Origin of the sequence: Acidovorax bellezanensis (genome assembly GCF_025421555.1) — a bacterium.
Classification (GTDB): Bacteria; Pseudomonadota; Gammaproteobacteria; order Burkholderiales; family Burkholderiaceae_C; genus Comamonas; species Comamonas bellezanensis.
The window spans coordinates 492,643-517,408 of record NZ_JAODYH010000003.1 but is presented as its reverse complement, the minus strand read 5'-3'; the positions used below and the strand labels follow the sequence as shown (position 1 = coordinate 517,408).

Below are 24,766 nucleotides of genomic sequence, written 5' to 3'. Positions count from 1 at the left end.
TTTCCAATCAAAATGCCGCGCTTCACAGGCCCAGGGCCTGGAGCACTTCGGGGCTAGCTTGCACCGCCGCGCGCTGGTGGTAGAAGTCCAGGGCGCGCAGGCCCCCGAGTTCGGCGCCGCCGCCGGCGCGGCCCGGGCCGCCATGCAGCGACATGGGCATCACGTTGCCGTGGCCGGTGTGCACCTGGGCCACGGCGGGCGTGACCACATGCACGCGGCCGTGGCTGCGTGCCAGGGCGCGTGCGCTGTCGGCCAGCATTTGCGCGTCATCGCCATAGAGCGACGCGACCAGCGATCCCTGACCGCGCTCGGCCAGGGCCTGGGCATGCGCCAGGTCGCGGTAGGGCAGCAGCGTGGCCACGGGGCCGAAGATTTCCAGGTCGTGCACGGCCTGTGCGCCATCGGCGTCGCGTGCGCCGAGCAGCACGGGAGCGTGGCAGGCGCTGATCGCGGGATCGGCGTCGATCAGCGGCTGCGCGCGGCCGTCATACAGCACTTGCGTGACCGTGCTCAGTGCCTGCAGGCCTTGCTGCACGGACTGGTACTGCTCCCGGCTGACCAGGGCGCCCATGCGCACAGCCTCGTTGCGCGGGTTGCCGGTGCTGATCTTGGCGAGCTTGGTCGCTATGGCATCGGCGGCGGCTCCGTAAACGGCCTGGGGCACGAAAATGCGCCGGATGGCCGTGCATTTCTGGCCCGATTTGACGCTCATCTCGCGCACCACTTCGCGCACCAGCAGATCGAAGGCGGGCGTGCCCGGCGCGGCGTCCGGCAGCAGCAGCGCGCTGTTGAGGCTGTCGGCCTCGATGTTGGCGCGCACCGACTGGCGCGCAATCGCGGGATGGCTGCGGATCAGGGCCGCGGTGTCGGCCGAGCCCGTGAACGACAGCACGTCGAACGGTTGCAGATTGTCGAGCAGGCCCGCGGCGCTGCCGCAGATGACCGACAGCGCGCCTGGCGGCAGGATGCCGGCATCGACCACGTCCTGCACCATGCGCTGCGTGAGCCAGGCGGTGGCGGTCGCGGGTTTGACGACCACGGCCATGCCCGACAGCAGCGCGGGCGCGGCCTTCTCCCACAGGCCCCAGGCGGGGAAATTGAAGGCATTGATGAACAGTGCCAGGCCGGTGCGCGGCACTTGCAGGTGCTGCGACTGGAACAGGCCGTCCTTGTCCAGCTTGACGGCGTCGCCGTCGCGCAAGGCGCGTGTCTCGCCGAGCGCGGCTCCCCAGCGGGCGTACTGGCCGAGCGTGAAAATCGCGCCATCGATGTCCACGGCCGAGTCGTTCCTGACGGTGCCGGAGTTGGCGGTCGCGATCTCGTAGTAGGCATCGCGGTGCTTTTGCAGGGTCTGCGCGATCTGGACCAGCAGCGCGGCGCGCGCGCCGTAGGTCATGGACTGCAGGGCCGCGCTGCCCTGGCGCCGCGCGAAATCAAAGCCCGCGGGCAGATCCAGCCCCGTGGCATCGACGCGCACCAGGGCCTGGCCCGACACCGGATCGTGCAGTGCGCTGCCCGCGCCAGTGCCGGTCTGCCAGCGGCCGCCGAGGTAGTTGGGAAGCAAAGTGGTCATGGCTGCGCTGCCTTGGTGAATTGGATTTGCCCCTGGGGCAGGAGGTAGAGCACCAGGGCGCGGCCCTGGGCCACGGTGGGTCGGTGCGCGCTGCCGGGCGGATAGACGCACCAGCCCGCGGGCCGGCCGTCGAAGGTCGCGGCATGGCCCGTCAGCGGCATGATCAGGTCGATCTCGCCGTTGGGATGAGAGTGGTGGGGGCCGGCGATATCCTGCATGTCGACGACGTCGACCGAAAAGCCATGCAGCGCCTCTTCTGGCGCAAACACCCGGCCGTAGCGCAGGTTGGGTGCGCCTCGCTCGCACAGCCAGCCCTGCGCCACGCCTTCTTCGCAGTGCGCCTGGAGCGTGCGGTAGCTGTCGCTGTCGGGGCCGTGGTGCTGGTTCAGCCATTGGTCCAGCGCGGCGTCCAAAGGGCGCTGCGCAATGGCTGCCGTCAGCGCGCTGAGATGACGGTGAAAATCATTTTTGCTCATGGTGGTGCGACGTCGGCAGGCCGATCAAAGAGGCCTAAACTCTAGGTTTTTCGAATATGCACTATCGTGCCTTCAGGGTTACGATAGGTGGTGGTGAAATTCGTGTCAAGCAATATAGTGCACGTTAAGTGTTTGTCCTAGTGGGGCATGACGGCATGGCACGTGGAAAGGCAATGGCCATGAACAAAAGAGCAGAAAAAGCGGAACTCCAGGAAGCCGCGCAAGAGCGCAACCCGGTGCTGGCGGCATTGGGGGATCGCGTGCGCAGCCTGCGGGCGCAGCGCGGACTCACGCGCAAGGCCATGGCGCAGGCCGCCCAGGTGTCCGAGCGGCACCTGGCCAATCTCGAATACGGCATAGGCAATGTGTCCATCCTGGTGCTGCAGCAGATGGCTGGCGCGCTGCACTGCTCCATGGCGGAGCTGCTGGGCGACGTCACCACGCGTTCGCCCGAATGGCTGATGATCCGCGAGATGCTCGAGTCCCGCCCGGAAGCCGACCTGCGCCGGGTGCGCATTGCCATCGGCGAGATGCTGGGCACGGGCGCGGCCGATCCGGGGCGCGGGCAGCGCATCGCCCTGATAGGCATGCGCGGCGCGGGCAAGTCGACGCTGGGCCATCTGCTGGCCGAGGCCTTGCAGCTGCCCTTCATCGAGCTGAGCCAGGAGATCGAAAAGCTCGCCGGCTGCAGCGTGCGCGAGATCCATGACCTTTACGGCACGAATGCCTACCGCCGCTACGAGCGCCGTGCGCTGGAAGAAGTGGTGCAGATCTACAGCGAGGCGGTGATCGCCACGCCCGGCGGCATCGTGTCCGACCCGGCGACCTTCAACGAATTGCTCGCCCATTGCACCACCGTCTGGCTGCAGGCCGCGCCCGAAGAGCACATGGGCCGCGTGGTTGCGCAGGGCGACATGCGTCCCATGGCCGCCAGTCGCGAAGCCATGGAAGACCTGCGGCGGATTCTGGATGGGCGCGCGGCGTTCTATTCCAAGGCCGACCTGCGCGTGGACACCAGCGGCAAGACGCTGGAGCAGGCGTTCGCGTCCCTGCGCGCCGCCGTCAGCGAAGCGGCGCCCTGAGGCCGCGTGGGCGCGCTGCGCCCAACAGGCACTCCAGTTCATAAAAACCAATCACGGGGATTGACGCATGCAATATCATGCAGCATGATGCAGGTCATCTTGAAGATCTGCACTATGTTGCAATTACCGCTCTGATTGGAGACTGCATGTCCGAGAAGCCTGAAGCCCCCCGCGTCGATTACCGCACCGCTCCCGACCAGTACCGCCACTGGACGCTCAGCACCGAAGGGGAGACGGCCCGGCTCACCCTGGACATCGCCGAGGACGGCGGCTTGCGCCCGGGCTACAAACTCAAGCTCAACAGCTATGACCTGGGCGTGGACATCGAGCTGTACGACGCCTTGAACCGCGTGCGCTTCGAGCACCCCCAGGTCAAGTCGGTGATCGTCACCAGCGGCAAGGAGCGGATCTTCTGCTCCGGCGCGAATATCTTCATGCTCGGCGTGTCCAGCCATGCCTGGAAAGTGAACTTCTGCAAGTTCACCAACGAGACGCGCAACGGCATCGAGGACTCCTCCAAGCACGAAGGCCTGAAATTCCTCGCCGCCGTCAACGGCGCCTGCGCTGGCGGCGGCTATGAACTGGCGCTGGCCTGCGACGAGATCGTGCTGGTCGATGACCGGTCGTCGGCGGTGTCGCTGCCCGAAGTGCCGCTGCTGGGCGTGCTGCCCGGCACCGGCGGTCTGACGCGCGTCACCGACAAGCGCAAGGTGCGCCATGACCTGGCCGATATCTTCTGCACCAGCGTCGAAGGCGTGCGCGGCCAGCGCGCCGTCGACTGGCGCCTGGTGGACGCCATCGCCAAGCCCGCGCAGTTCGAGGCCCAGGTGCAGGAGCGCGCGCGCCAGCTCGGTGACGCCGGCGGACGCTCGCTGGCCGCGCAAGGCATCGCGCTGACGCCGCTGCAGCGGCAAGATAGTGCCGATGGTTTTGCTTACGAACATGTGAGCGTGGCCATAGACCGTGCGCGGCGCACGGCCACGCTCACCGTCAAGGCCCCCACGACCGCGCAGCCCACGGACACCGCCGGCATGCAGGCCGCGGGCGCGCAATGGTGGCCGCTGGCCATGGGGCGCCAGCTCGATGACGCCATCCTGAATCTGCGCACCAGCGAACTCGAGATCGGCACCTGGCTGCTCAAGACCGAAGGCGATGCCGCCGCGGTGCTGGCCGTGGATGCCAGCCTCATCGCCCACAGCGATTACTGGCTTGTGCGCCAGACGCTGGGGCTGCTGCGGCGCACTTTCGCGCGGCTGGACGTTTCCTCGCGTTCGCTGTTCGCGCTGGTCGAGCCCGGCTCGTGCTTTGCCGGCATGCTGGCCGAACTGGCCTTCGCGGCCGACCGCACCTACATGCTGGCCCTGCCCGACGACGCCGAGCGCGCGCCGCGGCTCACGCTGGACGCGTTCAACTTCGGCCTGCTGCCCATGGTCACCGAACAAAGTCGGCTGCAGCGGCGCTTTTATGAAGAGGCCGGCCCGCTCGAAGCCGCGCGCGGCGCCATGGCACGTGCGCTGGACGCCGACGCGGCCCTGGCGCTGGGCCTGATCACGGCCGCGCCCGACGACATCGACTGGGACGATGAAATCCGCATGGCGCTCGAGGAGCGCGCGGCCATGTCGCCCGATGCACTGACCGGCCTGGAGGCCAACCTGCGCTTCGCGGGCAAGGAAAACATGGTCACGCGCGTGTTCGGCCGGCTGTCGGCCTGGCAGAACTGGATTTTCCAGCGCCCCAATGCCGTGGGCGAAAAGGGCGCGCTCAAGCTCTACGGCAAGGGCGAAAAAGTGGGCTTCGATTTCAACCGCGTTTAAGGAGAGACTCCCGTGAGCACGATCAACTACAGCGAAAAGATCCCGAACAACGTCAACCTGGGTGAAGACCGCACGCTGCAGCGCGCGCTGGAGGGCTGGCAGCCCAACTTCATCAACTGGTGGGACAGCGTCGGCCCCGAAGGCTCGATCAACCACGATGTCTATCTGCGCACCGCGATCAGCGTCGATCCGCAGGGCTGGGCCCAGTTCGGCCATGTGAAGATGCGCGACTACCGCTGGGGCATTTTCCTCAACCCCGGCGACGCCGAGCGCAAGGTCCATTTTGGCGACAACAAGGGTGAGAAAGTCTGGCAGGACGTGCCTGGCGAGTACCGCGCCAACCTGCGCCGCATCATCGTCACGCAGGGCGACACCGAGCCGGCCTCGGTCGAGCAGCAGCGCCACCTGGGCCTGACCGCGCCCAGCATGTACGACCTGCGCAATCTGTTCCAGATCAACGTGGAAGAGGGCCGCCACCTGTGGGCCATGGTCTACCTGCTGCACAAGCATTTCGGGCGCGACGGCCGCGAGGAAGCCGATGCGCTGCTGCAGCGCACTTCGGGCGACCAGGACAACCCGCGCATCCTGGGGGCGTTCAACGAGAAGACGCCGGACTGGCTGGCGTTCTTCATGTTCACCTATTTCACCGACCGAGACGGCAAGTTCCAGCTCGCCGCGCTGGCCGAAAGCGCGTTCGACCCGCTGGCGCGCACCACCAAGTTCATGCTGACCGAGGAAGCCCACCATATGTTCGTGGGCGAGAGCGGCGTGTCGCGCGTGCTGGCGCGCACGGCCGCCGTCATGAACGAGCTCAAGACCGACGATGCCTTGAAAGTGCGCGCGGCCGGCGCCATCGATCTGGGCACCATCCAGCGCTATTTGAACTTCCACTACAGCGTGACCATCGACCTGTTCGGCGCCGACCAGTCGAGCAATGCCGCGATCTTCTACAGCTCGGGTCTCAAGGGCCGCTATGAAGAAGGCAAGCGCGAAGACGACCACCAGCTCAAGGGCCAGACCTACAAGGTGCTGGAGGTCAAGGACGGACAGTTGCAGGAGAAGGAAGTGTCCATGCTCAACGCGCTCAACGAAGTGCTGCGCGATGATTTCATCAAGGACTCGGTGGCCGGCGTGAACCGCTGGAACAAGGTGCTGGAAAAGGCCGGCATCCCCACGCGCCTGACCGTGCCGCACAAGGCGTTCAACCGCCAGATCGGCGCGCTGGCGGGCATCAAGATGTCGCCCGACGGCCGTGTCGTGAACGCCATGGAATGGGAAGCGCGCAAGAGCGAGTGGCTGCCCACCTCCGACGACTTTGCCTTCGTCGCCTCGTTGATGGGCCGCGTGATCGAGCCCGGCAAGTTCGCGGGCTGGATTGCGCCGCCGGTGATGGGCATCAACCGCCAGCCCATTGATTTCGAGTACGTGCGGTTCGGCTGAGCGGCATCCCCAAGCCTTTCAAGAAAGAATGACGCGATGGAAACGGTCGAAGCCTTGGCGGTCATCAGGCAGCACCTGATAGACCCGGAAATCTGCATCCGCTGCAACACCTGCGAGGCGACCTGCCCGGTGGGCGCCATCACCCATGACGACCAGAATTACGTGGTCAAGGCGGAAGTGTGCAACGGCTGCATGGACTGCATTTCCCCCTGTCCTACGGGCTCCATCGACAACTGGCGCACGGTGCCTGTCGCGCGCGCCTATTCCTTGGAGGAGCAGTTCGGTTGGGAAGTGCTGCCGCCCGAGCTGGACGAGGCGGCGGGAGTGCAGGGCGCGGAAACCGCGGGCGTTGTTGCGCCGCCCGCGGCCGCGCCCGAGAGCGCCTCCGCCAGCGTCGGGGCCCAGCTGCCGCCGTGGTCGGCGGCCCATGCCTATACCAATCTCTACTCGGCGAAAAAGCCGCTGACGGCCACGGTGACCGGCAACATCAACTGCACCGAGGCGGGCTTCGACAGCGAGACGCACCACATCGTGCTGGATTTCGGCACGCTGCCGTTTCCCGTGCTGGAAGGGCAGTCCATAGGCATCGTGCCGCCGGGCACGGACGCGCTGGGCAAGACCCACCATGCGCGCCAGTACTCGGTCAGCAGCGCGCGCAACGGCGAGCGGCCGGGCTACAACAACCTGTCGCTGACCGTGAAGCGCGTCACCCAGGACCCGCAAGGCCAGGCGGTGCGGGGGCTGGCGTCCAACTATCTGTGCGAACTCGAGGTGGGCGATACGGTGACCGTGGTCGGCCCGTTCGGCAGCAGCTTCCTCATGCCCAACCACCCCAAGTCCAACATCGTCATGATCTGCACCGGAACGGGCAGTGCCCCGATGCGGGCCATGACCGAATGGCGCCGGCGCCTGCGCAAGAGCGAGAAATTCGAAGGCGGCAAGCTGATGCTGTTCTTCGGCGCGCGCACGCCGCAGGAGCTGCCGTATTTCGGGCCGCTGCAAAGCCTGCCCAAGGATTTCATCGACATCAACCTGGCGTTTTCGCGCAAGCCGGAGCAGCCGCGGCGCTATGTCCAGGACCTGCTGCGCGAGCGCGCGGCCGACCTCGCGCAGATGCTGGGCGACGGCCAGACCTGCTTCTATGTCTGCGGGCTCAAGAGCATGGAAGAGGGGGTGATCCTGGCGCTGCGCGACGTGGCCCAGGAGGCCGGTCTGGACTGGGGAACGCTGGCCGCGCGGCTGAAAAATGAGGGGCGACTGCACCTCGAGACCTACTGAACCCAGAAACCGCCGGGCCTGCCGGCGGCTGGGCTCAATCCGGAATGACGGCCGTGACTTCGATCTCGACTTTCGCTCGGTCCTCGATCAGGCCGGAGACTTCCACCGCGGTCATGGTCGCATTGAAGCTGCCGATGATTTCGCGGAAGGCCTTGCCGATTTCGGGATAGGCCGCCACGTAGGCCTTGCGATCGGTCACATACCAGGTCATGCGCACGATGTGTTCCGGCTTGGCGCCGCCTTCGGTCAGTACGGCCACGACGTTGAGCAGGGCCTGGCGCGCCTGTTCGGCCAGGTCGTCGGTGTGGAACACGCCATCGGCGTCCCAGCCAATCATGCCGGCCACGAACACCATGCGGCCACGCGCGGTCACGCCGTTGGCGTAGCCGCGAGGGCGGGGCCAGCCTGGGGGAAGAAGGGTTTTCATGTGAAGGTCTCCGGTAAAAAAAACGAGGTCAGGCGCCGCGGGCTGTCTTGCATCTAGGCCTGGGGCAGCTGCGCCAGCGCCGCGCGCATATCGTCTGGCAGGGCGCGGGCTTGATGGGTATCGAGATCGGTCGTGACCAGCACCTGGCGCGAGCGCATGCGCTCCTGCGTGCCGGCGCGGCAGTGCAAGGCCAGCGTGAGTGAGCTGCGGCCCACGCGCTCGACCGCCAGGCCCAGCGTCACGTCGTCGCCCATGCGGCTGATGGCGCGGAACTCGCAGTCCAGGCGCACGATGGGCAAGCCTATGCGCCGCGTGGTGAGCAGCTCGCTGTAGTTCACGCCCAGGCCGTCGGTGCACCAGTCTTCCACCAGGCCGTTGAGCATCACCAGATACTGGGGGAAGAAGACGATGCCCGCGGGATCGCAATGGGCAAAACGGATGCGCAGCGGCCGCTCGAACACGATGGGCTGGGTGCAGGCAGCAAAAGGAGTCGTCATGGGTAATTCTCTTTGCCCGGGCTCAGGAGCCGCCGCCCGGAGGCCGCAGGCGAAAGCGCTGCAGCTTGCTGGTTTCCGTGCGCGGCAGGGCCGGCAGGAATTCCACGGCCCGCGGGTATTTGTAGGGCGCCACCGTCTGTTTGACGAAGTCCTGCAGCGCCCGCGCAGTGTCGGGGCCGGCCTCCTGGCCTGGGCGCAGCACCACGAAGGCTTTCACGATCTGGCCGCGCTCCGCGTCGGGCACGCCTATCACCGCGCACTCGGCGACCGCGGGGTGCAGCAGCAAGGCCTCCTCCACTTCGCAGGCGGCGATGTTGTAGCCCGCCGAGATGATCATGTCGTCGGTGCGCGACTGGTAGTGGAAATAGCCGTCGTCGTCCACCAGGTAGGCGTCGCCCGTGAGGTTCCAGCCGTTTTGCACGTATTGCGCCTGGCGCGGATCGTCGAGGTAGCGGCAGCCCGTGGGGCCGCGCACGGCCAGATGGCCCACGGTGTTCGGCGGCAGCGGCCGGCCTTCGGCGTCGACCACGCGCGCCTGGTAGCCGGGCACGGGCTTGCCGGTGGCGCCAGGCCGGGACTGCGCCTCGTCGGCCGAGATGAAGATGTGCAGCATTTCGGTCGAACCTATGCCGTCGATCAGCACGATGCCGGTGGCTTCGTGCCACAGCGCGCGCGTGGCGGCGGGCAGCGCTTCGCCGGCCGAGACGCAGCGGCGCAGCGTGCCGGCGCGGAGGGCTTCGCCCTGCGCGGCCAGGGCGCGGTAGGACGTGGGCGCGGTGAAAAGCACGCTGGCGCCATGGTCGCGAATGCCTTCAAGCAGCTGCGCGGGCGAGGCTTTTTCCAGCAGCACGGTAGACGCGCCGAACTTCATAGGAAACAGCAGCAGGCCGCCGAGCCCGAAAGTGAACGCCATGGGCGGGCTGCCGATGAACACGTCGTCGGGCGAGGGGCGCAGCACATGGGCGGGCCAGCAGGCGCAGATTGCCATCACGTCGCGGTGGAAATGCATGGTGGCCTTGGGCACGCCGGTGGTGCCCGAAGTGAAGGCCAGAATGCAGGTGTCGTCGGCGGCGGTATCGATGTTGTCGAAGCGCGCGGACTGGCGCGCCATCGCGGCCTCCAGTCCGTCGTCGGACGGGTCATTGAAGCAATGCAGCTGGCGCAGCACCGGGCATTTCTGGGCGGCCAGCTGCAGTTCCTCGGCGAGCCGCAGATCGCACAGCGCGTGGCTGATCTGGGCTTTTTCGATGATGACCTGCAGCTCCTTGGCGCGCAGCATGGGCATGGTCGCCACCGCGATGCCGCCGGACTTGATCACCGCGAACCAGCAGGCCGCGAGCATGGGCGTATTGGGCGCGCGCAGCAGCACCCGGTTGCCCGGCACCAGACCCATGTCGTGCACCAGCACGTTGGCGATGCGATTGGCCTGGGCCTGCAGATCGGCATAGGTCCAGCGCAGGCCCGCGCCGCGAATGCACAGCCGGTTGCCCCAGCCGGCCGCGACCGCCTTGTCCAGCAGTTCGGTGGCGCAGTTCAGGCGCGGCGCAAACTGCAGTTCCGGCAGCTCGAAAAGGTAGTCGGGCTGGGCCTCTACCGGGGGCAGGTGGTCTCGGGCAAAAGTGTCTGTGTGTGCGCTGGCCATGCGGCAACCTCTTTTCGATAGAAACGGAAAATTGCTTCAGAAACAAGGCAGGGCCGCGGGGTCAAGCCGGCAGCGGTGCGGGTGTCTTCCATTCGCGCAACAGGTCGCGCGCGATGATCAATTGCTGGACTTCGCTGGCACCTTCGTAGATGCGCAGTGCGCGGATTTCGCGGTACAGGCGTTCGACCGGCTGCTCGCTCACCACGCCCAGTCCGCCCCACATCTGCACCGCTGCATCGATGACCATCTGGGCGTTCTCGGTGGCCGTCAGCTTCGCCATGGCCGCCTCGCGGGTGACGTTCTGGCCCTGGTCGCGCATCCATGCGGCGCGGTAGGTGAGCAGTGCCGCGCTGTCTATGGCCGTGGCCATGTCCGCCAGCTTGGCCTGGGTCAGCTGGAAATCGGCCAGCACGCCGCCGAACATGGGCCGGCTGGTGGCGCGCTGCAGCGCCTCGTCCAGCGCGCGCCGCGCAAAGCCCAGTGCAGCCGCTGCGACCGAGGTGCGAAAGACGTCCAGCGTGCGCATCGCCACCTTGAAACCTTCGCCGGGCGCGCCTATGCGCTGCGCGGCCGGGATGCGGCAGGCGGTGAATTCGAGCCGGGCCAGCGGGTGCGGCGCGATGACGTTGATGCGCTCGGCGATCGTCAAACCGGGCGTGTCGGCATCGACGATGAAGGCGCTGATGCCGCGTGCGCCTGGCGCCTCGCCGGTGCGGGCGAACACGACATAGAAGTCGGCGATGCCCCCATTGGAGATCCAGGTCTTCTGCCCGTCGAGGATGTAGTCATCGCCATCCTGGCGCGCGCTGCAGGCCATGGCGGCCACGTCCGAGCCGGCTTCGGGCTCCGACAGCGCGAAGGCGGCGATGGCCTCGCCACGCGCCACGCGGCCCAGGTAGCGGGCGCGCTGGTCGTCGTTGCCGTCCAGCGAGATGGCGCCCGAGCCCAGCCCCTGCATGGCGAAGGCGAAGTCCGCCAGACCGCAGTGGCGCGCCAGCGTTTCGCGGATCACGCAGATCGCGCGCGTATCGATGGCCTGGCCGGCCTCGGCCGCCACGGCGTGGTGCAGCCAGCCCGCCGCGCCCAGACTGCGCACCAGCGCCCGGCAGGCGGCGTCCACGTCGTGGCCGTGGGCCTGTTGCACATGCTCTGCCGCCCAGGCGTCCAGCGTGCGCGCCAGTTCGCGGTGCCGCGGTTCAAAAAAAGGCCAGTCGAGGTAGCGGGTGTCGCTCATGGAATGCTCCGAATGAAGTGCGGGTTCAGTTGCCTTCGAACACTGGCCGGCGCTTGTCCACGAAGGCGCGGTAGGCGCGTTCGAAATCGCCCGTGAGCATGCACAGCGCCTGGGCCTGGGCTTCGGCTTCGATGGCCTGGTCCACGGTCATCGCCCATTCCTGGTGCAGCATGGACTTGGTGATGCCGTTGGCGAAGGTCGGGCCTTCGGCGATGTCGTGCGCGAGCTTTTGCGCTTCGGCCAGCAGCGCATCGGGCTCGCACAGGCGGTTGAAAAAGCCCCAGCGCTCGGCTTCATCGCCGGGCAGCGAGCGGCCGGTGTAGAGCAGTTCCGAGGCGCGGCCCTGGCCCACGATGCGCGGCAGGATGGCGCAGGCGCCCATGTCGCAGCCCGCGAGGCCGACGCGGTTGAAGAGAAAGGCGGTCTTGCTGCGCGCCGTGCCCAGGCGCAGGTCCGAAGCCATGGCCATGATGGCGCCGGCGCCCGCACAGACACCGTCGATGGCCGCCACGATGGGCTGCGGGCAATGGCGCATCTCCGACACCAGCGCGCCCGTCATGCGGGTGAACATCAGCAGCTCGGGCGCCTTGAGCGCCACCAGCGGCCCGATGATTTCGTGCACGTCGCCGCCCGAGCAGAAATTGCCGCCCGCGCCGTGCAGCACGACCGCATGCACGTCGGTGGCGTGGCGCAGTCGGTGGAACAGGTCGCGCAGCTCGGCATAGGAGTCGAAGGTCAGCGGGTTCTTGCGCTCGGGCCGGTTGAGGGTGAGGGTGCCGACGCCATCCTTCACCTGCCAGAGAAAATGCGTGGCCACGTAATCGGCGGCGCGCAGGCGGTTGCCGGCAACCAGGGCGGGATCAATGCGTTCAGTCATGGGTGGATTTCCTGCGGGGGGATGGGGTGGTGATGGGAGCTGCGGCTTGCAAGGCGGCCTGGTTCTGCGCCAGCTGCACGCGCAGGCGGCCCAGCTGGTCGTAAAGCTGGTCCTTGTCGCCAGGGCCCAGTCCGTCGAACATGCCTGTGAGCCAGGCCTCGTGCTCGGCGGCCATGGCCATGAATTCGCTGTGGCCCTTGGGTGTGAGCGCCACGCGGAAGGAGCGGCGGTCTTCCGGGTCGGGCATGCGCGTCACCAGGCCTTCCTTGGTCAGCTGATCGGTGAGGCCGGTGATGTTGCCGCCCGTCACCATCAGGTAGCGCGACAGCGCGTTCATGCGCAGCCCGTCGGGGTGGCGCTCCAGCTGCGCCAGGTAGTCGAAGCGCGCCAGCGTGGTGGAGAAGCGCGCGCGCAGCAGCTGGTTGATCTGCTGCTGGATCTGCGTGCTGCAGGCCAGCAGGCGCAGCCAGATCTTCAAATCGATGTGGTCGTCGGCCACGGCTCGGGCCTCATGACCGATGCGCTCGTCGTCGAGCATGGGCAGGGGGGGGATCTTGGGGTTCTTTTTGGTCATGTCACATTACTTCGCCGCCGGAGACGGAAATCGATTGGCCGGTGACCGCGCCCGCGCCGTCTGAACACAGCCAGGCGACCGCATCGGCCACTTCGGCCGGCGTCACCAGGCGGCCCTGCGGATTGCCGCGCACGAACTCCGCACGCGCTTCGTCCTCGCTGCGGCCGGTCTTGGCTACGATGCGTGCCACGCTTTCGTGCACGATGTCGGTGTCGGTATAGCCGGGGCACACGGCGTTGACCGTGATGCCCTTGGCCGCCAGTTCGAGCGCCAGCGAGCGGGTCATGCCGATGACGCCATGCTTGGCCGCGGCGTAGGCCGCAACATAGGCATAGCCGCGCAGGCCCGCGGTGCTGGCCACATTGACGATGCGTCCGGCGCCCGCGGCCAGCAAGTCGGGCAGTGCGGCCTGGGTGCAGGTGAAAGTGCCGGTCAGGTTCACGTCGAGCATGCGCTGCCAGTGGGCCGCATCCATGCGGTGGAACGGTGCGCTCTCGGCCTGGCCCGCGTTGTTCACCAGGACGGAAACCGGCCCTGCCGCCGCCCGCGCCGCGGCGAAGGCCTGCGTCACGCTGTCGGCCGAAGTGATGTCGCAGGCCAGGGGCAGCGCCCGGGCGCTGGCCGGCAGTTGCGCGGCCAGCGCCTGCAGCGCCGCGAGATTGCGGCCCAGCAGCGTGAGCACGAAGCCCTCGCCGGCGAGCCGCTGCGCGATGGCCGCGCCTATGCCGCGCGCCGCGCCCGTGATGACCGCATGGCGGTGGTGCATGTCGGTCATGGTCAGTGGCCCTCCTGCGCGCGCTGCAGCGGCGACTGGCTCGCGGCCTGGGCGGCCAGGCCGCGCTCGCGTTCCAGGTTGCGCTCCAGCTGCACCTTGCCTGCGTGGTATTGCCTGGGCCAGGCCACGTCGTAATAGCCTATGCGCGCGGCCTCGTTGAGCGTCCAGGCCGGGTTGGCCAGGTGCGGGCGGGCGACGGCGCACAGGTCGGCCCGGCCCGCCGCGATGATGCTGTTGACGTGGTCGGCCTCGGAGATCGCGCCCACGGCAATGGTGGCAATGCCCGCTTCGTTGCGCACGCGGTCGGAGAACGGCGTCTGGAACATGCGGCCGTAGACCGGCTTTTCCTTCTTGCTGACCTGGCCCGACGAGCAGTCGATCATGTCCGCGCCGGCGGCCTTGAAGGCGCGCGCGATCAGTACGGCGTCGTCGGGCGTGATGCCGCCTTCGACCCAGTCGTGCGCGGAGATGCGCACCGACATAGGCTTGTGGTCGGGCCAGGCGGCGCGCATCGCGGCAAACACTTCCAGCGGATAGCGCAGGCGGTTGTCGAGCGAGCCGCCGTATTCGTCGGTGCGCTGGTTGGTCAGCGGCGAGATGAAGCTGCTGAACAGGTAGCCGTGCGCGCAGTGGAACTCCAGCCAGTCGAAGCCGGCCTCGTCGGCCCAGCGGGTGGCCTGCACGAACTCGTCCCGCACCCGGTCCATGTCGGCGCGCGTCATGGCATGCGACCAGTCGCTCACGCCGTCGAGGTATTGCTGCGGCGAGGCCGACAACAGGCGCCAGGCGCCTTGCTGCAGCGGCTGGTCGATTCCTTCCCAGGCCACCTGCGTGGCGCCCTTGGCGCCGGCATGGCCCAACTGCAAGCCCATCTTGGCGCTGCTTTGCGCATGCGCGAAGTCGACGATGCGCTTCCAGCCGTCGCGCTGCGCCGTGCTCCACAGGCCGGGGCAGCCCGGGGTGATGCGCGCATCGGGCGAAGGGCAGGTCATCTCGGCGAACACCAGGCCCGCGCCGCCCATGGCGCGCGCGCCCAGGTGCATCAGGTGGTAGTCGGCCGGCATGCCGTCGACGCAGGAGTACTGGGCCATGGGCGAGACCACGACGCGGTTCTTCAAGGTCACGCCGCGCAGCGTGAAAGGCGTGAACATCGGCGGCACGGCGCGTTGCTGCGGGCCGCGCTGCACGCCGGCGCGCTGGGCAATCCAGTCCTCGTAGCGCTCCACGTAGTCCTTGTCGCGCAGGCGCAGGTTTTCATGGCTGATGCGCTGGCTGCGCGTGAGCAGCGAATAGGCGAACTGCTCCGGCGGCAGGCCCGCGTAGCGCTCCACATGCTCGAACCATTCGGTGGAATTGCGCGCGGCGTTCTGGATGCGCAGCACTTCCACGCTGCGCACGGCTTCGTAGTCGGCCAGGGCGGCGGCGAGGTCGCCGGGCTGGCGGGCAATGCAGCGGGCCAGCTCGATGGAGTCTTCCAGGGCCAGCTTGGTGCCCGAGCCGATGGAGAAATGCGCCGTGTGGGCGGCATCGCCCATCAGCACCACCGGCGCATGGCCGTTGTGGTGCACCCAGCGTTCGCAGACCACGCGCGGAAAGCGTATCCACTGCGCCGAGCCGCGCAGGTGGCTGGCGTTGGAGATCAGGGCGTGGCCGTCGAGCTGCTTGGCAAACAATTGCTCGCAGAAGGCGATCGCGTCTTCCTTCTCCATGGTCTCCAGTCCTGCGGCACGCCATACGTCCTCGGGCGCTTCCACGATGAAGGTGGAGGTGGTGTCGTCGAAGCGGTAGGCGTGGGCCTGGAACCAGCCGAAGGGGGTTTTCTCGAAGGCAAAAGTGAAGGCGTCGAACAGCTTGTGCGTGCCCAGCCAGACAAAACGGCAGTGCCGCATGTCGATGTCGGGCCGGTAGGTGGCCGCGTACTTGGCGCGTATGCGGCTGTTGAGGCCGTCGGCGGCGATGACCAGATCGGCGTCGGCGTAGTCCTCATCGTTTTGCACGTCGGTTTCGAAGACCAGCTGCACGCCCAGATCCTCGCAGCGCTGCTGCAGGATGTTGAGCAGGCGCTTGCGCCCTATGCCGCAAAAACCGTGGCCGCCCGAGCGTATGGCCTTGCCGGCGATATGCACTTCGATGTCGTCCCAGTGGTTGAAGGCATCGAGGATCTGCGCCGCGGTGACCGGGTCGGCGGCCTGCAGATTGCCCAGGGTCTGATCGGAGAACACCACGCCCCAGCCAAAGGTGTCATAGGGGCGGTTGCGCTCCACCACGCGGATCTCGTGGGCCGGGTTTTGCAGCTTCATGAGCAGCGCGAAATACAGACCCGAAGGGCCGCCGCCGATGCAGACAATCTTCATGGCTCACCGCTTTTTTGAAGTACATACGGTGATTACTTTATTTGTGAATAGTTTAGATGTCAACTAATTTGACGGGCCTGCAGGCGGGCGGCGCACCGCGCAAGGCCCGCGGGAGGCGCGCTCAGGCCTGGGTCCAGGCGCTTTCGCTCTTGCTGTCCTGGGTCAGGAACACGAGCATCACAATCCATCCGATGACGGGTACGAAGTAGATCAACTGCCACCAGCCACTGCGGTTGGTGTCATGGAGCCGGCGCGCGGTGACGGCGATCGAGGGCACCAGCGTCGCCAGGGCAAAAAGTCCGCCGAGAACTTCGTGGACCATCGATGTGCCCAGGCTGGCCAGAAAAACGAACAGAAAGAACCACCAGTACTCGGAACGGCTTGCGCGGCCAGTGAAATCTGCGTACTTGGAAAAGCACACGAGGATGGATTCCTGGAACGTCATGTCTTCCTCCCATTGTTGACAGGCGAAAGGCGATCGCCTGAAAAACCATCGTAGCGTAACTTCTGTATCAGGGGTTGGGCTTGTTTGTAGGGGGGAGCGCATCACCTGCCAACCCGCCAGTCGCGCATGAACAACAAAAAACCCGCTATGCCAGGAAACATGCGGGTTCTGAAAAATTCTGGGGTGATCCAGGGGACCATCAATTGGTCCCTCAGTAGTACTCACATTCAGGCTGGAAACCCGCATGAATGCTTGATGGTCGCGGCGGTGTGTTGAAATATGCCCCCAAATGTGCCCCCAGACCGTCGAGGATACCCCCATGAAGCTCACCGATGCCAAGCTACGAACCCTTGCCAAGCCCGGCAAGCACTTTGACGGCGCGGGCCTGTATCTGGAGCTGACGCAGGCCGGTGGCCGCTACTGGCGGTTGAAGTATCGGATTGCCGGAAAAGAGAAGCGGCTGGCGCTGGGTGTGTATCCGGCCGTGGGCCTCAAGGATGCGCGGGAGCTGGCGGCTCAGGCCCGGCAGTCCATCCAGGCGGGCGACGACCCGGCAGAGCAGCGCAAGGCGGCCAAGGCCAGGGTGGCACACGACGCGGTGAACACCTTTCGGGCCGTGGCCAATGAATGGATGGAGCACCAGACGGCGCGCTGGGAGCCTCTCACCCTGGAGCGGATTCGTGCCTCTCTAGATTCGCACATGCTCAAGGCCCTTGGGGATCGACCGCTGGCCACCATCACACCTCTGGAGGTGATGAACGCGGTCAAGGCTGTCGAAGCGCGTGGCGCTGGCGAGCAGGCCGGGCGCGTGCTGCAGCGGGTGAAAGCAATTTTCCGCTGGGCTGTCATCCATGGACGGCTGGAGAGTAATCCCATGCTGGACCTTGTGCCGTCGGAGATTCTCAAGCCCCGTGAGGTCAAACACAGGGCCGCGCTCGATGCCAAGGACCTGCCCGCGTTCCTTGCCCAACTGGACGCATACGATGGTGACCCTCACACCGTCCATGCTCTGCGCCTGCTGATGCTGACTGCCACCCGCCCCGGCGAGGTGCGCGGCGCGCGCTGGGACGAGGTGGACATGGATGCCGCCCTGTGGACCATTCCAGCCGAGCGCATGAAGATGCGCCAGGAGCACCGCGTGCCCCTGTCCCGCCAGGCCCTGGCGCTGCTGCAGTCCATGCAGTCCCTGAGTGGCGGGCGTGAACTGATCTTCCCCAGCCCGTACTACCCCAGCAAGCCCTTGAGCGAGAACACGTTCAATTCGGCCATGGCCCGCATGGGCTACAAGAACCTGGCCACGGCCCACGGCTTCCGGGCGCTGTTCTCCACGGTGTGCAATGAAACCGGATGGCGCGCCGATGTGATCGAGCGCCAGCTAGCCCACAAGGAGCGCAATGAGGTGCGGGCCGCCTACCACCGCAGCACTTACATGGAAGAGCGCACCAAGTTGCTGCAGTGGTGGGCTGACTACCTGGACAGCCGCAAGACCGGGAAGGTGGTGCACCTGCATCAGCGTAGCGCCTGACTTGATCGGCAAGCCCACCTGCGCCCGCCAGCCGCCCGATGAGGCGGCTTTTTTGTGCCCGCGTGCTCAGTCGCAGGGCGCTGGCGATGCAATAAACCGGCGCAGGACATTGTTTTTCTTGGGAACATGGGAACACGCTGTTTTCTGAAAGCCGTAATGGCCAGAAAGTTTTGATAAATATAGTGTTTCTGCTATCAAATTGTTTGGGAACAAGTTGGGAACATTCTGGGAACAAAGTGGGAACAAATAAAGAATATTTCTTAATATGAAATATGTAGTGTGTTTCTCTCTTTTGTCTTGTTCCTTGTGTTGTTTCAGTGGTCAGGCGGGGGCGGTTGCGGCTCCAGGTGATGGCGGTGGCGGGGCTGGGTGTCTGGGTGCGTGCCGAGCCTTGGCGCTGGGATGGGCGAGCGTGTTGTCGTGCCCTGGCTGGCGCTGCGAAGTGTGGGCCGTGACGCACTGCGCTGGAAAACGGCGCGATGGGCGCTCCCTTGGCGCCCGCATCCTGCGGCCGGTCCGGATGCCTGCGGTGGGTATGCCGATGGGGTTAAGAGGGTGCAGTTGAGAGAGTGCGTTGGTGGGGTGGTCATACGGTGGGCCGACCCAGCAAAGCGCTTGACGGCGAGTGATGCAGTGCCTAGGCCGGCTCATGTTGGCTCAACACCGGGTCAGGGCACGTAGCGGAGGTTGCGATGGCTTCTACGGGTGCCCCATTTTTTGGGCTTGTCGGTGTGGCCGAGAGGCGGTGGTGGCCCAGTCATGCCGGGTAGCGTCAGATGAGCTCGCTCTGAAGTGGGGCCAGTGAAGGCGTACAACGCCAGCGCAATCAACCGGAGATGTGAGGCATGCGTGTGCAATATGTGGCTGGCGTCAGGTCGAGAGGTAAGAGTACTTGCACCGGCAACATTGATCATCTGAATCAAATGCTCGCGATTAGTGCGCCGACAGCATCAAACCAAGGATCTCCACTGTCGTGCTGGGGAGCCTGACGTTCTTGACCACCGAGTCCGGTCATGTGCCACCCACCTGGGTGTTCATTAGCCGCGTCTTGTTCTGCTCTTATCGGCCAGAAGCTGTCGGTCACTGCATCATCTTGGCTTACGGTTTCGGGTTGGTTGTAGCCGTTCGATCTTGGCGATCTGGTGAATGCTGGCGCCGATACTGAGTACAGCTCGGCTTCGCCTTTGGATTGGACTGTAGGGCAGGTCGACATACTCGGTGTAAGACCTGTGTACCTCTGGTCAAGCGCTGTAGTCCTGAACTGCAGTAACTACGCCGTGCACGCCACGCCGCCATGTGTCTGGCCCTGCACAAATGGCTGCAGCTGGAGCAAGCCGTGCAGCCTCCCCCGCGAGACTACTTCACTATGGCTCCGGCCCAAGCGGCGCAGCCAGAGCCACAGCGCGAAGATGTCACAACACCATGTGAACCAGATCGGGTCGGTCTTACTGAATGTGTTGTTCGAAGTTTCGCGCTAGCTTTGATGGGGCGAATTTTTTGAAGTATCAAGTAATTTTTGGAGAATCTTTGGAAGAGTCCGGAAAATAGTTCTTAGATATTTGCTTAGCCCCCTTTGGAGTGTGATATGTTGCGGGTTGAAACAAAATTTGGAGATGGAATGGCTATTCTTAAAAGTCTAGGTCTTAAAAATTTGCGTAGTTTGAAAAATATTGATTCAGCCCCAATATCCCCCATTACTGTCCTCATAGGTAAAAATAGTGTTGGGAAGAGCACATTTGCTAGAGTATTCCCATTAATAAGGCAGAGCGTAGAGAGAAAGAAAAAATCCCCAATTCTATGGTTTGGTGAATATGTTGACTTTGGATCTTTGTCTCAAGCTGTACATAGAGGAGAAAAAGAACTTTCATTTAAATTTAAATTAAATTTTGATGAAAGCGATCATGTAGGTGAAAAAAATGATCGTCCAGACTATTGGCTGAGTGATGGGAGTAGGCTCAACTATATTGTAAATGAAGCGACTGTTGAGCTTAGCCTATGCATTGGAGGTTCTGATAATTCAGCATATCCAAAATCCCTATTTATTGAAATTGAAGACTTCAATTTTAGAGTGATATTTTCAGAATCAAACGATGTTCTAGGTATTGAAAGTGTTTATGTAAATGATAAAAAAATCACTTTGCCTTCCGGGTATAAGGCCTTTCCCTGGCAAGGCGATGTCCTTCCTAATGTTTTCTTCGGGAAGCTGGAGCATAGAAATAATTCAAACGGAGAATCTGAGCCTTTCTATGTTGTGGCCAGAAATCCATGGAAATCTAGCATAGTTGGTAAAGTTAGTCATTGGGTTCATGGAAATGTGAGTAGTAATACAATTCGAAAAATCGCATCGCAAATAAGACTTGGATCTGTTGATAAAATTGCGAAATCAGTGGCAGAGATTGACGGGCCAAATTCATGGCGTGATCTGTCATATTATGGTGATTATAGTAAAGGGCTTTACTGTAAATCTTTTCAGAGTTCCATAATTGAAGGAGTTTTCCCTGAAATTATTGAAAAAATAGATGGCGCATTGAAAAGGTACTTTTCATCTGTTAGGTATATAAAACCATTGCGTGCAACTGCGGAGAGATATTACCGCCGTCAGGACTTGGCTATACATGAAATAGATCCGGAAGGCCGAAATCTTCCAGTATTTTTAGATAGTCTAAGTCATAAAGCACAGCTTAGTTTTCGTGAGTGGATATCAAGAAGCCTAAAAATTGATGTTTTTCCTGAGAGAGAGGGGGAGCAGATAAAGGTGATGGCCAAAGGTGAAAATGATGATAAGCCATTTAATATTACAGATATGGGTGTCGGAATATCCCAGGTTCTTCCTATTGCTGCTCAGCTTTGGGCAATCAATGGCCGCCATAAAGATTTAGGATCTTCATCTGCCGTGGTAATTGAGCAGCCTGAGCTACATCTTCATCCGGAGTATCAAGCTAGATTGGCTGATGTTTTTGTGGCTGCTGTTAAAAACAATAATGGCATTAATGGGAAAACATCTTTAATAATAGAAACGCATAGTCAGCATATAGTTAATAGGCTGGGAAGGCTCGTCGAAGAAAAGATGATCTCACCTGAAGACGTGACTATTCTTCTCTTTGAACCGAGCGAATCTGAGCAGAAGTCTACAAGTGTAAGAATATCGACTTTTGACGAGGAGGGTGTGCTGCAGAACTGGCCATTTGGCTTCTTTGAACCAGGGGAAACCAATGTGGCTTGAAATTGATGAATCCTTGGTTGATTTATATCCGACGGCAACCGCATCACAATGTGCTGCACTGGAAGCAATTGCTTTGTCAGTGTTTCATGGAAAAAATTCTCTCTACGCGAAAAAAAGAACTCTCGAGTGGATATGTGCGCAGCAACTTAGCCAGGCCGCTAAGTCGGTATGTTTGAGAATAAAAAACAGATTGTCTGAGTATGCCTCTTTGAGGGATTTTATAAAAATTAAGATAATTGTTGTCTCTAGTGATCGAGAGTTGTCTTTTAATGATGCTGGATTGTGGGAGCTGCCGCTTTCTGCTTTGGAGAATAATCCAATATCTACCTGTACTTTGTTGGCGGAGAACCTGTCTGATGCGGATATATATTTGATTGCGGCCGAGCATTATAGGCGGCATAATAAAATTAATGGGTTGATTACCAATTTGACGCCTATAGGTGGTGGTGGGAATCAAATATACCCTGCTTTCCTCAGGTTTGTAGATCGCAAGGAGACTTTTTGCTTATCTGTAACAGATACAGATAAGGATTATCCTTCTGCTGAATCTAATGATGCGAGTAAAAGCTGTAAGGCTTTGGCAGGTGAGCGAAGATGGATTGCAGACCATATCGACGTTCCTGCGCGTGAGTTGGAAAATATTCTTCCGGTAAATATTGTTGAAGACGCAATATTTAATGATGATGGATGTGTTGAATTGCATGAGAGATTTTCCAAAGTAAAGGGTGGTACTGAAAATAGTCCAGATGCGCTTCTTTATTGCGATTTGAAAAAAGGCACTAAATTTCTTTGGGCGGGAGATGCTCATGGGAATAAAGATAAGGCTAGATTCTGGACGGATTTCTTGGGGTCGAAAAATCCACCAATAAATGGATGCGGAAATGGCTGTAATGAGAAATGTGAATGCTTTATGATTGAATCTTTAGGCGAAAGAATTGCCGAAAAATTTCTAGAGCATTGCAGGAAAATAAGCGGGCAAAAACAATATGAAAGAATGAAAACGTCTGCAAATGCAGATCAATGGCTAGAGGTTGGGAAAGTAGTCTTCGATTGGGGGGTGGCAATACCTCGATCACGAACTTAGTTGCGTCTGGCGAGGTCGCGTTCTCCATGCCGGTAAGCGCGACTTTTTCTTGGAGGCCTGCAACGTAGTCGCACCCATATAAGAGCGGCTAAAATCACCCGAAAGATCTAAGATTTTCGGTTGAGACTAAGGCGAGCACACAGGCAGTGCGAATAGCATGACAAAGAAAAGCAATGAATGGTATTGGTCGCTCTAAATGATAATCTGCGCCATTTCGCTTTGTTGAGCGTGCTGTGCACGCATAGCCCCGTATTATGATGGGCAGTGTGGGGTATCCGAAAGCGTGGACTGGTCCGCCAATCCTGCGCGGTCACCATATTTGTTTGGCGGCCGTGATGATGGATGGATAATATTTTCCGTAGCCGCCTATCATGGCTATAATCGCCACTGATTCGACCGTGACTGCGCCCCGATCGTTCCATTCATGATGGTACGGTCACCAGTAGGTCACGCAGTTGGTGTGCGGGGCGGACAACACCAACTGGCGCTCCTGCACCCACTCGCTGCCATTATTTTTTTCGCACAATAAGGTTAAACAGCTAAGCCTAGCGACAGCTAGATGGTCGCTGTCGGTAAATACAAAATTGATTCTAGAGGGCAGAAGGCGCGCCACAGCGGTTATAGACAGTGTGATTTTTTAACGCCGCAACTAGTCGATTCCGATAGGCCGGGTTGCCTGGATGGGTAGTCGCGAAGCAATGGAAAGACTGGTCATAAGACCGGAATATGCACGCAGCCGACCTGATCACGATGATCGCTAGCAGTGATCCACTTCGATTGGATGCGTGTTAATTTTTCTGCGGCAAACGCAGACAGGTGGGAATTACCGACAGTGGTGGTCACCTAGCCAAGCCTAGCCTCCCGCTTGAGGTCTTCTGTCAGCCTGCACTTGGTGGAAACGGTGGGTGAGTTGAGGCGCAAAACCTGTCAAAACTTCACATTTGGCCAACTGCCGTGCTACAGTTCTCCCGTCGCGTCAGAAAAAGGCGTGAACGGGATTGGCGTCCCGACGAACCACTGCGAGACAAGCCGCAGTACACCCGCAGTACCTGCGGCTTTTGAATTCGTGCCTTCAGTTTATGGTGGCTCGGATGGGAGAGCGCAAGCTCTGCCGGTTCACGCAAGTGGTTCCCGGTACGCCAACCTATCCGAGCTGCCGCCTTCCATTGGCGTGGGAGGTGGTGGTTTTAGCAAACCGAACCACTTGGAGGCCACTATGGCTGCTACTCCTCGCGCACTTGCGCCCGCATTGCCCACTATGGGCACCCTCGGCCCGATACAACTGCATGCCGATGCGCACAACGCGCTGAATATGGCCTTGTTCTACCTGCGCCAGCCGCAGGCCAACACCGGTGCCGCACGCCGCAAGGCCGTCCAAGCCCTGGCCGCCTTGCGTGGTCTGCCGCTGGCGCAGGAGGGCTGAACCATGGCAATCAAGAAAAACACTGCCCGCGCGGTAGTGCAGGCGAAGCCTTGCCAAAAACAGGCTGGCCCCATTGCTTTGCCCACTTGGCGGCAGACCATGCAGACCGCTTTGGTCTTTGCCCAGGACTCACTGGAGCGACTAGATGGCGCAATCTTCAGTGACCCGGATTGGGGGCAATCCGACGTGGATGTGGATGTGAGCTTTGCCATGGAGCTGACCCTGGAGCGCATCAAGCGCATGCGCGCCAACCTTCCGGCTGAACGGGGTGCATTTGAGATTGAGTGGTACGCGGCCGCTTCAGTGGTCAATCTGAGCGTGCGTGTCTTCAGCCGTCCCGACTCCTACTATTTCCGCTGTCTGGAGTCCGTGCAGAAGTTGTTTGAAGTGCTCGCGCCGGCCGTGGAGTTTGTGGACTTGCAGGAGCGTCGCCATGGCCAATAAAGCGACCTTCTCCAGTGAGCAGCAGGCCGAGCGCCTGGGTGCAGCGTTGCGGTGCACCTATGAGGTTGAGTCCATTGCGATGCACCTGAATGACAACCTGCCGACGGAGCCGGAATACATGTTTCTGCGCTCCCTGGTGCTGCGCATCTTTGATCTGAACAGCGTAGCTATGTCGGCGCTGGACAAGGACCAGACCCGCACCACGGCTGACTTGTGGGGCGTCATCAATCGTGGTGGTGGTTGTGCGTGACCTGTGCAGATTCGTGTTGCCAGAAAAGTCTTATAGACGCTCAAAAAGTCTAGTTTGTTCCCTAGAAACTAGACAGGCTTCTGATGACCATGTGCGTATGCATCCAACGAAGTGCGCAGCAACGGATATGCACTGCAAACAGTCCCATTTCTTCCCTAGAAATGGGACAGCCTTATGCAGAACATGTGCGATTGCATCCAGTGACGTGCGCTGTCGTGCCCGTGCAATCCCAATAGTCCTGTTTCTTCCCTAGAAACAGGACTGCTTCCTGATGACCATGTGTGCATACATCCAAGGAAGTTCGCGGAATGCGCTACGCACGAAAGATC

The 24,766-nt window shown here is 62.0% G+C and carries 21 protein-coding genes; 10 read left to right on the top strand and 11 right to left on the bottom strand.

The window, feature by feature from the left end:
* Window positions 1-22: 22 nt before the first annotated feature.
* Window positions 23-1,573, bottom strand: a complete 1,551-nt coding sequence (locus tag N0K08_RS05950; RefSeq protein ID WP_261499158.1) for a 3,4-dehydroadipyl-CoA semialdehyde dehydrogenase — start codon at window positions 1,571-1,573, stop codon at window positions 23-25.
* Entirely contained in the window at window positions 1,570-2,049 is a 480-nt protein-coding gene (locus tag N0K08_RS05945) for a DUF4863 family protein (RefSeq protein ID WP_261499157.1), read from the bottom strand. Before N0K08_RS05945 ends, N0K08_RS05950 begins: the two co-directional genes overlap by 4 nt.
* A gap of 179 nt (window positions 2,050-2,228) precedes the next feature.
* Here N0K08_RS05945 and N0K08_RS05940 point away from each other — a divergent pair, with 179 nt between their 5' ends.
* From N0K08_RS05940 to boxA, 4 genes are all read left to right on the top strand, one after another.
* Window positions 2,229-3,131, top strand: coding sequence for a helix-turn-helix transcriptional regulator (locus N0K08_RS05940; protein WP_261499156.1), 903 nt, complete (start codon window positions 2,229-2,231; stop codon window positions 3,129-3,131).
* Between the two features lie 146 nt (window positions 3,132-3,277).
* A complete protein-coding gene (gene boxC / locus N0K08_RS05935) occupies window positions 3,278-4,945 on the top strand; it encodes a 2,3-epoxybenzoyl-CoA dihydrolase (protein ID WP_261499155.1) in 1,668 nt (555 codons plus the stop codon).
* Between the two features lie 12 nt (window positions 4,946-4,957).
* Window positions 4,958-6,385 (top strand): benzoyl-CoA 2,3-epoxidase subunit BoxB, encoded by a 1,428-nt coding sequence (gene boxB, locus N0K08_RS05930; RefSeq protein WP_261499154.1) that lies wholly within the window; start codon window positions 4,958-4,960, stop codon window positions 6,383-6,385.
* 36 nt (window positions 6,386-6,421) lie between these two features.
* Window positions 6,422-7,663, top strand: coding sequence for a benzoyl-CoA 2,3-epoxidase subunit BoxA (boxA, locus tag N0K08_RS05925; RefSeq protein WP_261499153.1), 1,242 nt, complete (start codon window positions 6,422-6,424; stop codon window positions 7,661-7,663).
* 34 nt (window positions 7,664-7,697) lie between these two features.
* On the opposite strand, the gene N0K08_RS05920 is transcribed toward boxA, so the two are convergent.
* From N0K08_RS05920 to N0K08_RS05880, 9 genes are all read right to left on the bottom strand, one after another.
* A complete protein-coding gene (locus N0K08_RS05920; protein ID WP_261499152.1) occupies window positions 7,698-8,090 on the bottom strand; it encodes a RidA family protein in 393 nt (130 codons plus the stop codon).
* Between the two features lie 53 nt (window positions 8,091-8,143).
* Window positions 8,144-8,587: an acyl-CoA thioesterase gene (locus N0K08_RS05915; RefSeq protein ID WP_261499151.1), complete on the bottom strand. Its 444-nt coding sequence runs from the start codon at window positions 8,585-8,587 to the stop codon at window positions 8,144-8,146.
* Window positions 8,588-8,609: 22 nt separating this feature from the next.
* Complete coding sequence (locus tag N0K08_RS05910) at window positions 8,610-10,229, bottom strand: AMP-binding protein (protein WP_261499150.1); 1,620 nt, start codon at window positions 10,227-10,229, stop codon at window positions 8,610-8,612.
* A gap of 61 nt (window positions 10,230-10,290) precedes the next feature.
* A complete protein-coding gene (locus N0K08_RS05905; protein WP_261499149.1) occupies window positions 10,291-11,463 on the bottom strand; it encodes an acyl-CoA dehydrogenase family protein in 1,173 nt (390 codons plus the stop codon).
* Between the two features lie 25 nt (window positions 11,464-11,488).
* A complete protein-coding gene (locus N0K08_RS05900; RefSeq protein ID WP_261499148.1) occupies window positions 11,489-12,340 on the bottom strand; it encodes an enoyl-CoA hydratase family protein in 852 nt (283 codons plus the stop codon).
* Window positions 12,333-12,914: a MarR family winged helix-turn-helix transcriptional regulator gene (locus tag N0K08_RS05895; protein ID WP_261499147.1), complete on the bottom strand. Its 582-nt coding sequence runs from the start codon at window positions 12,912-12,914 to the stop codon at window positions 12,333-12,335. The genes N0K08_RS05900 and N0K08_RS05895 overlap by 8 nt, the downstream gene beginning before the upstream one ends.
* Window position 12,915: 1 nt before the next feature.
* Window positions 12,916-13,689, bottom strand: a complete 774-nt coding sequence (locus tag N0K08_RS05890) for an SDR family NAD(P)-dependent oxidoreductase (RefSeq protein ID WP_261499146.1) — start codon at window positions 13,687-13,689, stop codon at window positions 12,916-12,918.
* A 2-nt stretch (window positions 13,690-13,691) separates the two neighbouring features.
* Window positions 13,692-16,043, bottom strand: a complete 2,352-nt coding sequence (locus tag N0K08_RS05885; RefSeq protein ID WP_261499145.1) for a bifunctional salicylyl-CoA 5-hydroxylase/oxidoreductase — start codon at window positions 16,041-16,043, stop codon at window positions 13,692-13,694.
* Between the two features lie 121 nt (window positions 16,044-16,164).
* Window positions 16,165-16,488, bottom strand: a complete 324-nt coding sequence (locus N0K08_RS05880) for a DUF805 domain-containing protein (RefSeq protein WP_261499144.1) — start codon at window positions 16,486-16,488, stop codon at window positions 16,165-16,167.
* A gap of 319 nt (window positions 16,489-16,807) precedes the next feature.
* Here N0K08_RS05880 and N0K08_RS05875 point away from each other — a divergent pair, with 319 nt between their 5' ends.
* The 6 genes from N0K08_RS05875 to N0K08_RS05850 all read left to right on the top strand — a co-directional run bounded on the left by N0K08_RS05875 (window position 16,808) and on the right by N0K08_RS05850 (window position 24,437).
* Window positions 16,808-18,013 (top strand): tyrosine-type recombinase/integrase, encoded by a 1,206-nt coding sequence (locus N0K08_RS05875; RefSeq protein WP_261499142.1) that lies wholly within the window; start codon window positions 16,808-16,810, stop codon window positions 18,011-18,013.
* A gap of 1,585 nt (window positions 18,014-19,598) precedes the next feature.
* Window positions 19,599-21,236: a DUF3696 domain-containing protein gene (locus N0K08_RS05870; protein ID WP_261499141.1), complete on the top strand. Its 1,638-nt coding sequence runs from the start codon at window positions 19,599-19,601 to the stop codon at window positions 21,234-21,236.
* Complete coding sequence (locus tag N0K08_RS05865) at window positions 21,226-22,320, top strand: hypothetical protein (protein WP_261499140.1); 1,095 nt, start codon at window positions 21,226-21,228, stop codon at window positions 22,318-22,320. Before N0K08_RS05870 ends, N0K08_RS05865 begins: the two co-directional genes overlap by 11 nt.
* A 1,216-nt stretch (window positions 22,321-23,536) precedes the next feature.
* Complete coding sequence (locus N0K08_RS05860; RefSeq protein WP_261499139.1) at window positions 23,537-23,743, top strand: hypothetical protein; 207 nt, start codon at window positions 23,537-23,539, stop codon at window positions 23,741-23,743.
* Window positions 23,744-23,746: 3 nt separating this feature from the next.
* Entirely contained in the window at window positions 23,747-24,187 is a 441-nt protein-coding gene (locus N0K08_RS05855) for a hypothetical protein (RefSeq protein WP_261499137.1), read from the top strand.
* Window positions 24,177-24,437 carry a hypothetical protein gene (locus N0K08_RS05850; protein WP_261499136.1) on the top strand — a complete coding sequence of 87 codons (261 nt, stop codon included), beginning with the start codon at window positions 24,177-24,179 and terminating at the stop codon, window positions 24,435-24,437. Before N0K08_RS05855 ends, N0K08_RS05850 begins: the two co-directional genes overlap by 11 nt.
* Window positions 24,438-24,766: the final 329 nt, after the last annotated feature.

Coding starts and splice junctions, on each gene's coding strand:
- N0K08_RS05950 (WP_261499158.1), bottom strand. CDS start 1,573: ATGACCACTTTGCTTCCCAACTACCTCGGCGGCCGCTGGCAGACCGGC.
- N0K08_RS05945 (WP_261499157.1), bottom strand. CDS start 2,049: ATGAGCAAAAATGATTTTCACCGTCATCTCAGCGCGCTGACGGCAGCC.
- N0K08_RS05940 (WP_261499156.1), top strand. CDS start 2,229: ATGAACAAAAGAGCAGAAAAAGCGGAACTCCAGGAAGCCGCGCAAGAG.
- boxC (WP_261499155.1), top strand. CDS start 3,278: ATGTCCGAGAAGCCTGAAGCCCCCCGCGTCGATTACCGCACCGCTCCC.
- boxA (WP_261499153.1), top strand. CDS start 6,422: ATGGAAACGGTCGAAGCCTTGGCGGTCATCAGGCAGCACCTGATAGAC.
- N0K08_RS05920 (WP_261499152.1), bottom strand. CDS start 8,090: ATGAAAACCCTTCTTCCCCCAGGCTGGCCCCGCCCTCGCGGCTACGCC.
- N0K08_RS05915 (WP_261499151.1), bottom strand. CDS start 8,587: ATGACGACTCCTTTTGCTGCCTGCACCCAGCCCATCGTGTTCGAGCGG.
- N0K08_RS05910 (WP_261499150.1), bottom strand. CDS start 10,229: ATGGCCAGCGCACACACAGACACTTTTGCCCGAGACCACCTGCCCCCG.
- N0K08_RS05905 (WP_261499149.1), bottom strand. CDS start 11,463: ATGAGCGACACCCGCTACCTCGACTGGCCTTTTTTTGAACCGCGGCAC.
- N0K08_RS05900 (WP_261499148.1), bottom strand. CDS start 12,340: ATGACTGAACGCATTGATCCCGCCCTGGTTGCCGGCAACCGCCTGCGC.
- N0K08_RS05895 (WP_261499147.1), bottom strand. CDS start 12,914: ATGACCAAAAAGAACCCCAAGATCCCCCCCCTGCCCATGCTCGACGAC.
- N0K08_RS05890 (WP_261499146.1), bottom strand. CDS start 13,689: ATGACCGACATGCACCACCGCCATGCGGTCATCACGGGCGCGGCGCGC.
- N0K08_RS05885 (WP_261499145.1), bottom strand. CDS start 16,043: ATGAAGATTGTCTGCATCGGCGGCGGCCCTTCGGGTCTGTATTTCGCG.
- N0K08_RS05880 (WP_261499144.1), bottom strand. CDS start 16,488: ATGACGTTCCAGGAATCCATCCTCGTGTGCTTTTCCAAGTACGCAGAT.
- N0K08_RS05875 (WP_261499142.1), top strand. CDS start 16,808: ATGAAGCTCACCGATGCCAAGCTACGAACCCTTGCCAAGCCCGGCAAG.
- N0K08_RS05870 (WP_261499141.1), top strand. CDS start 19,599: ATGTTGCGGGTTGAAACAAAATTTGGAGATGGAATGGCTATTCTTAAA.
- N0K08_RS05865 (WP_261499140.1), top strand. CDS start 21,226: ATGTGGCTTGAAATTGATGAATCCTTGGTTGATTTATATCCGACGGCA.
- N0K08_RS05860 (WP_261499139.1), top strand. CDS start 23,537: ATGGCTGCTACTCCTCGCGCACTTGCGCCCGCATTGCCCACTATGGGC.
- N0K08_RS05855 (WP_261499137.1), top strand. CDS start 23,747: ATGGCAATCAAGAAAAACACTGCCCGCGCGGTAGTGCAGGCGAAGCCT.
- N0K08_RS05850 (WP_261499136.1), top strand. CDS start 24,177: ATGGCCAATAAAGCGACCTTCTCCAGTGAGCAGCAGGCCGAGCGCCTG.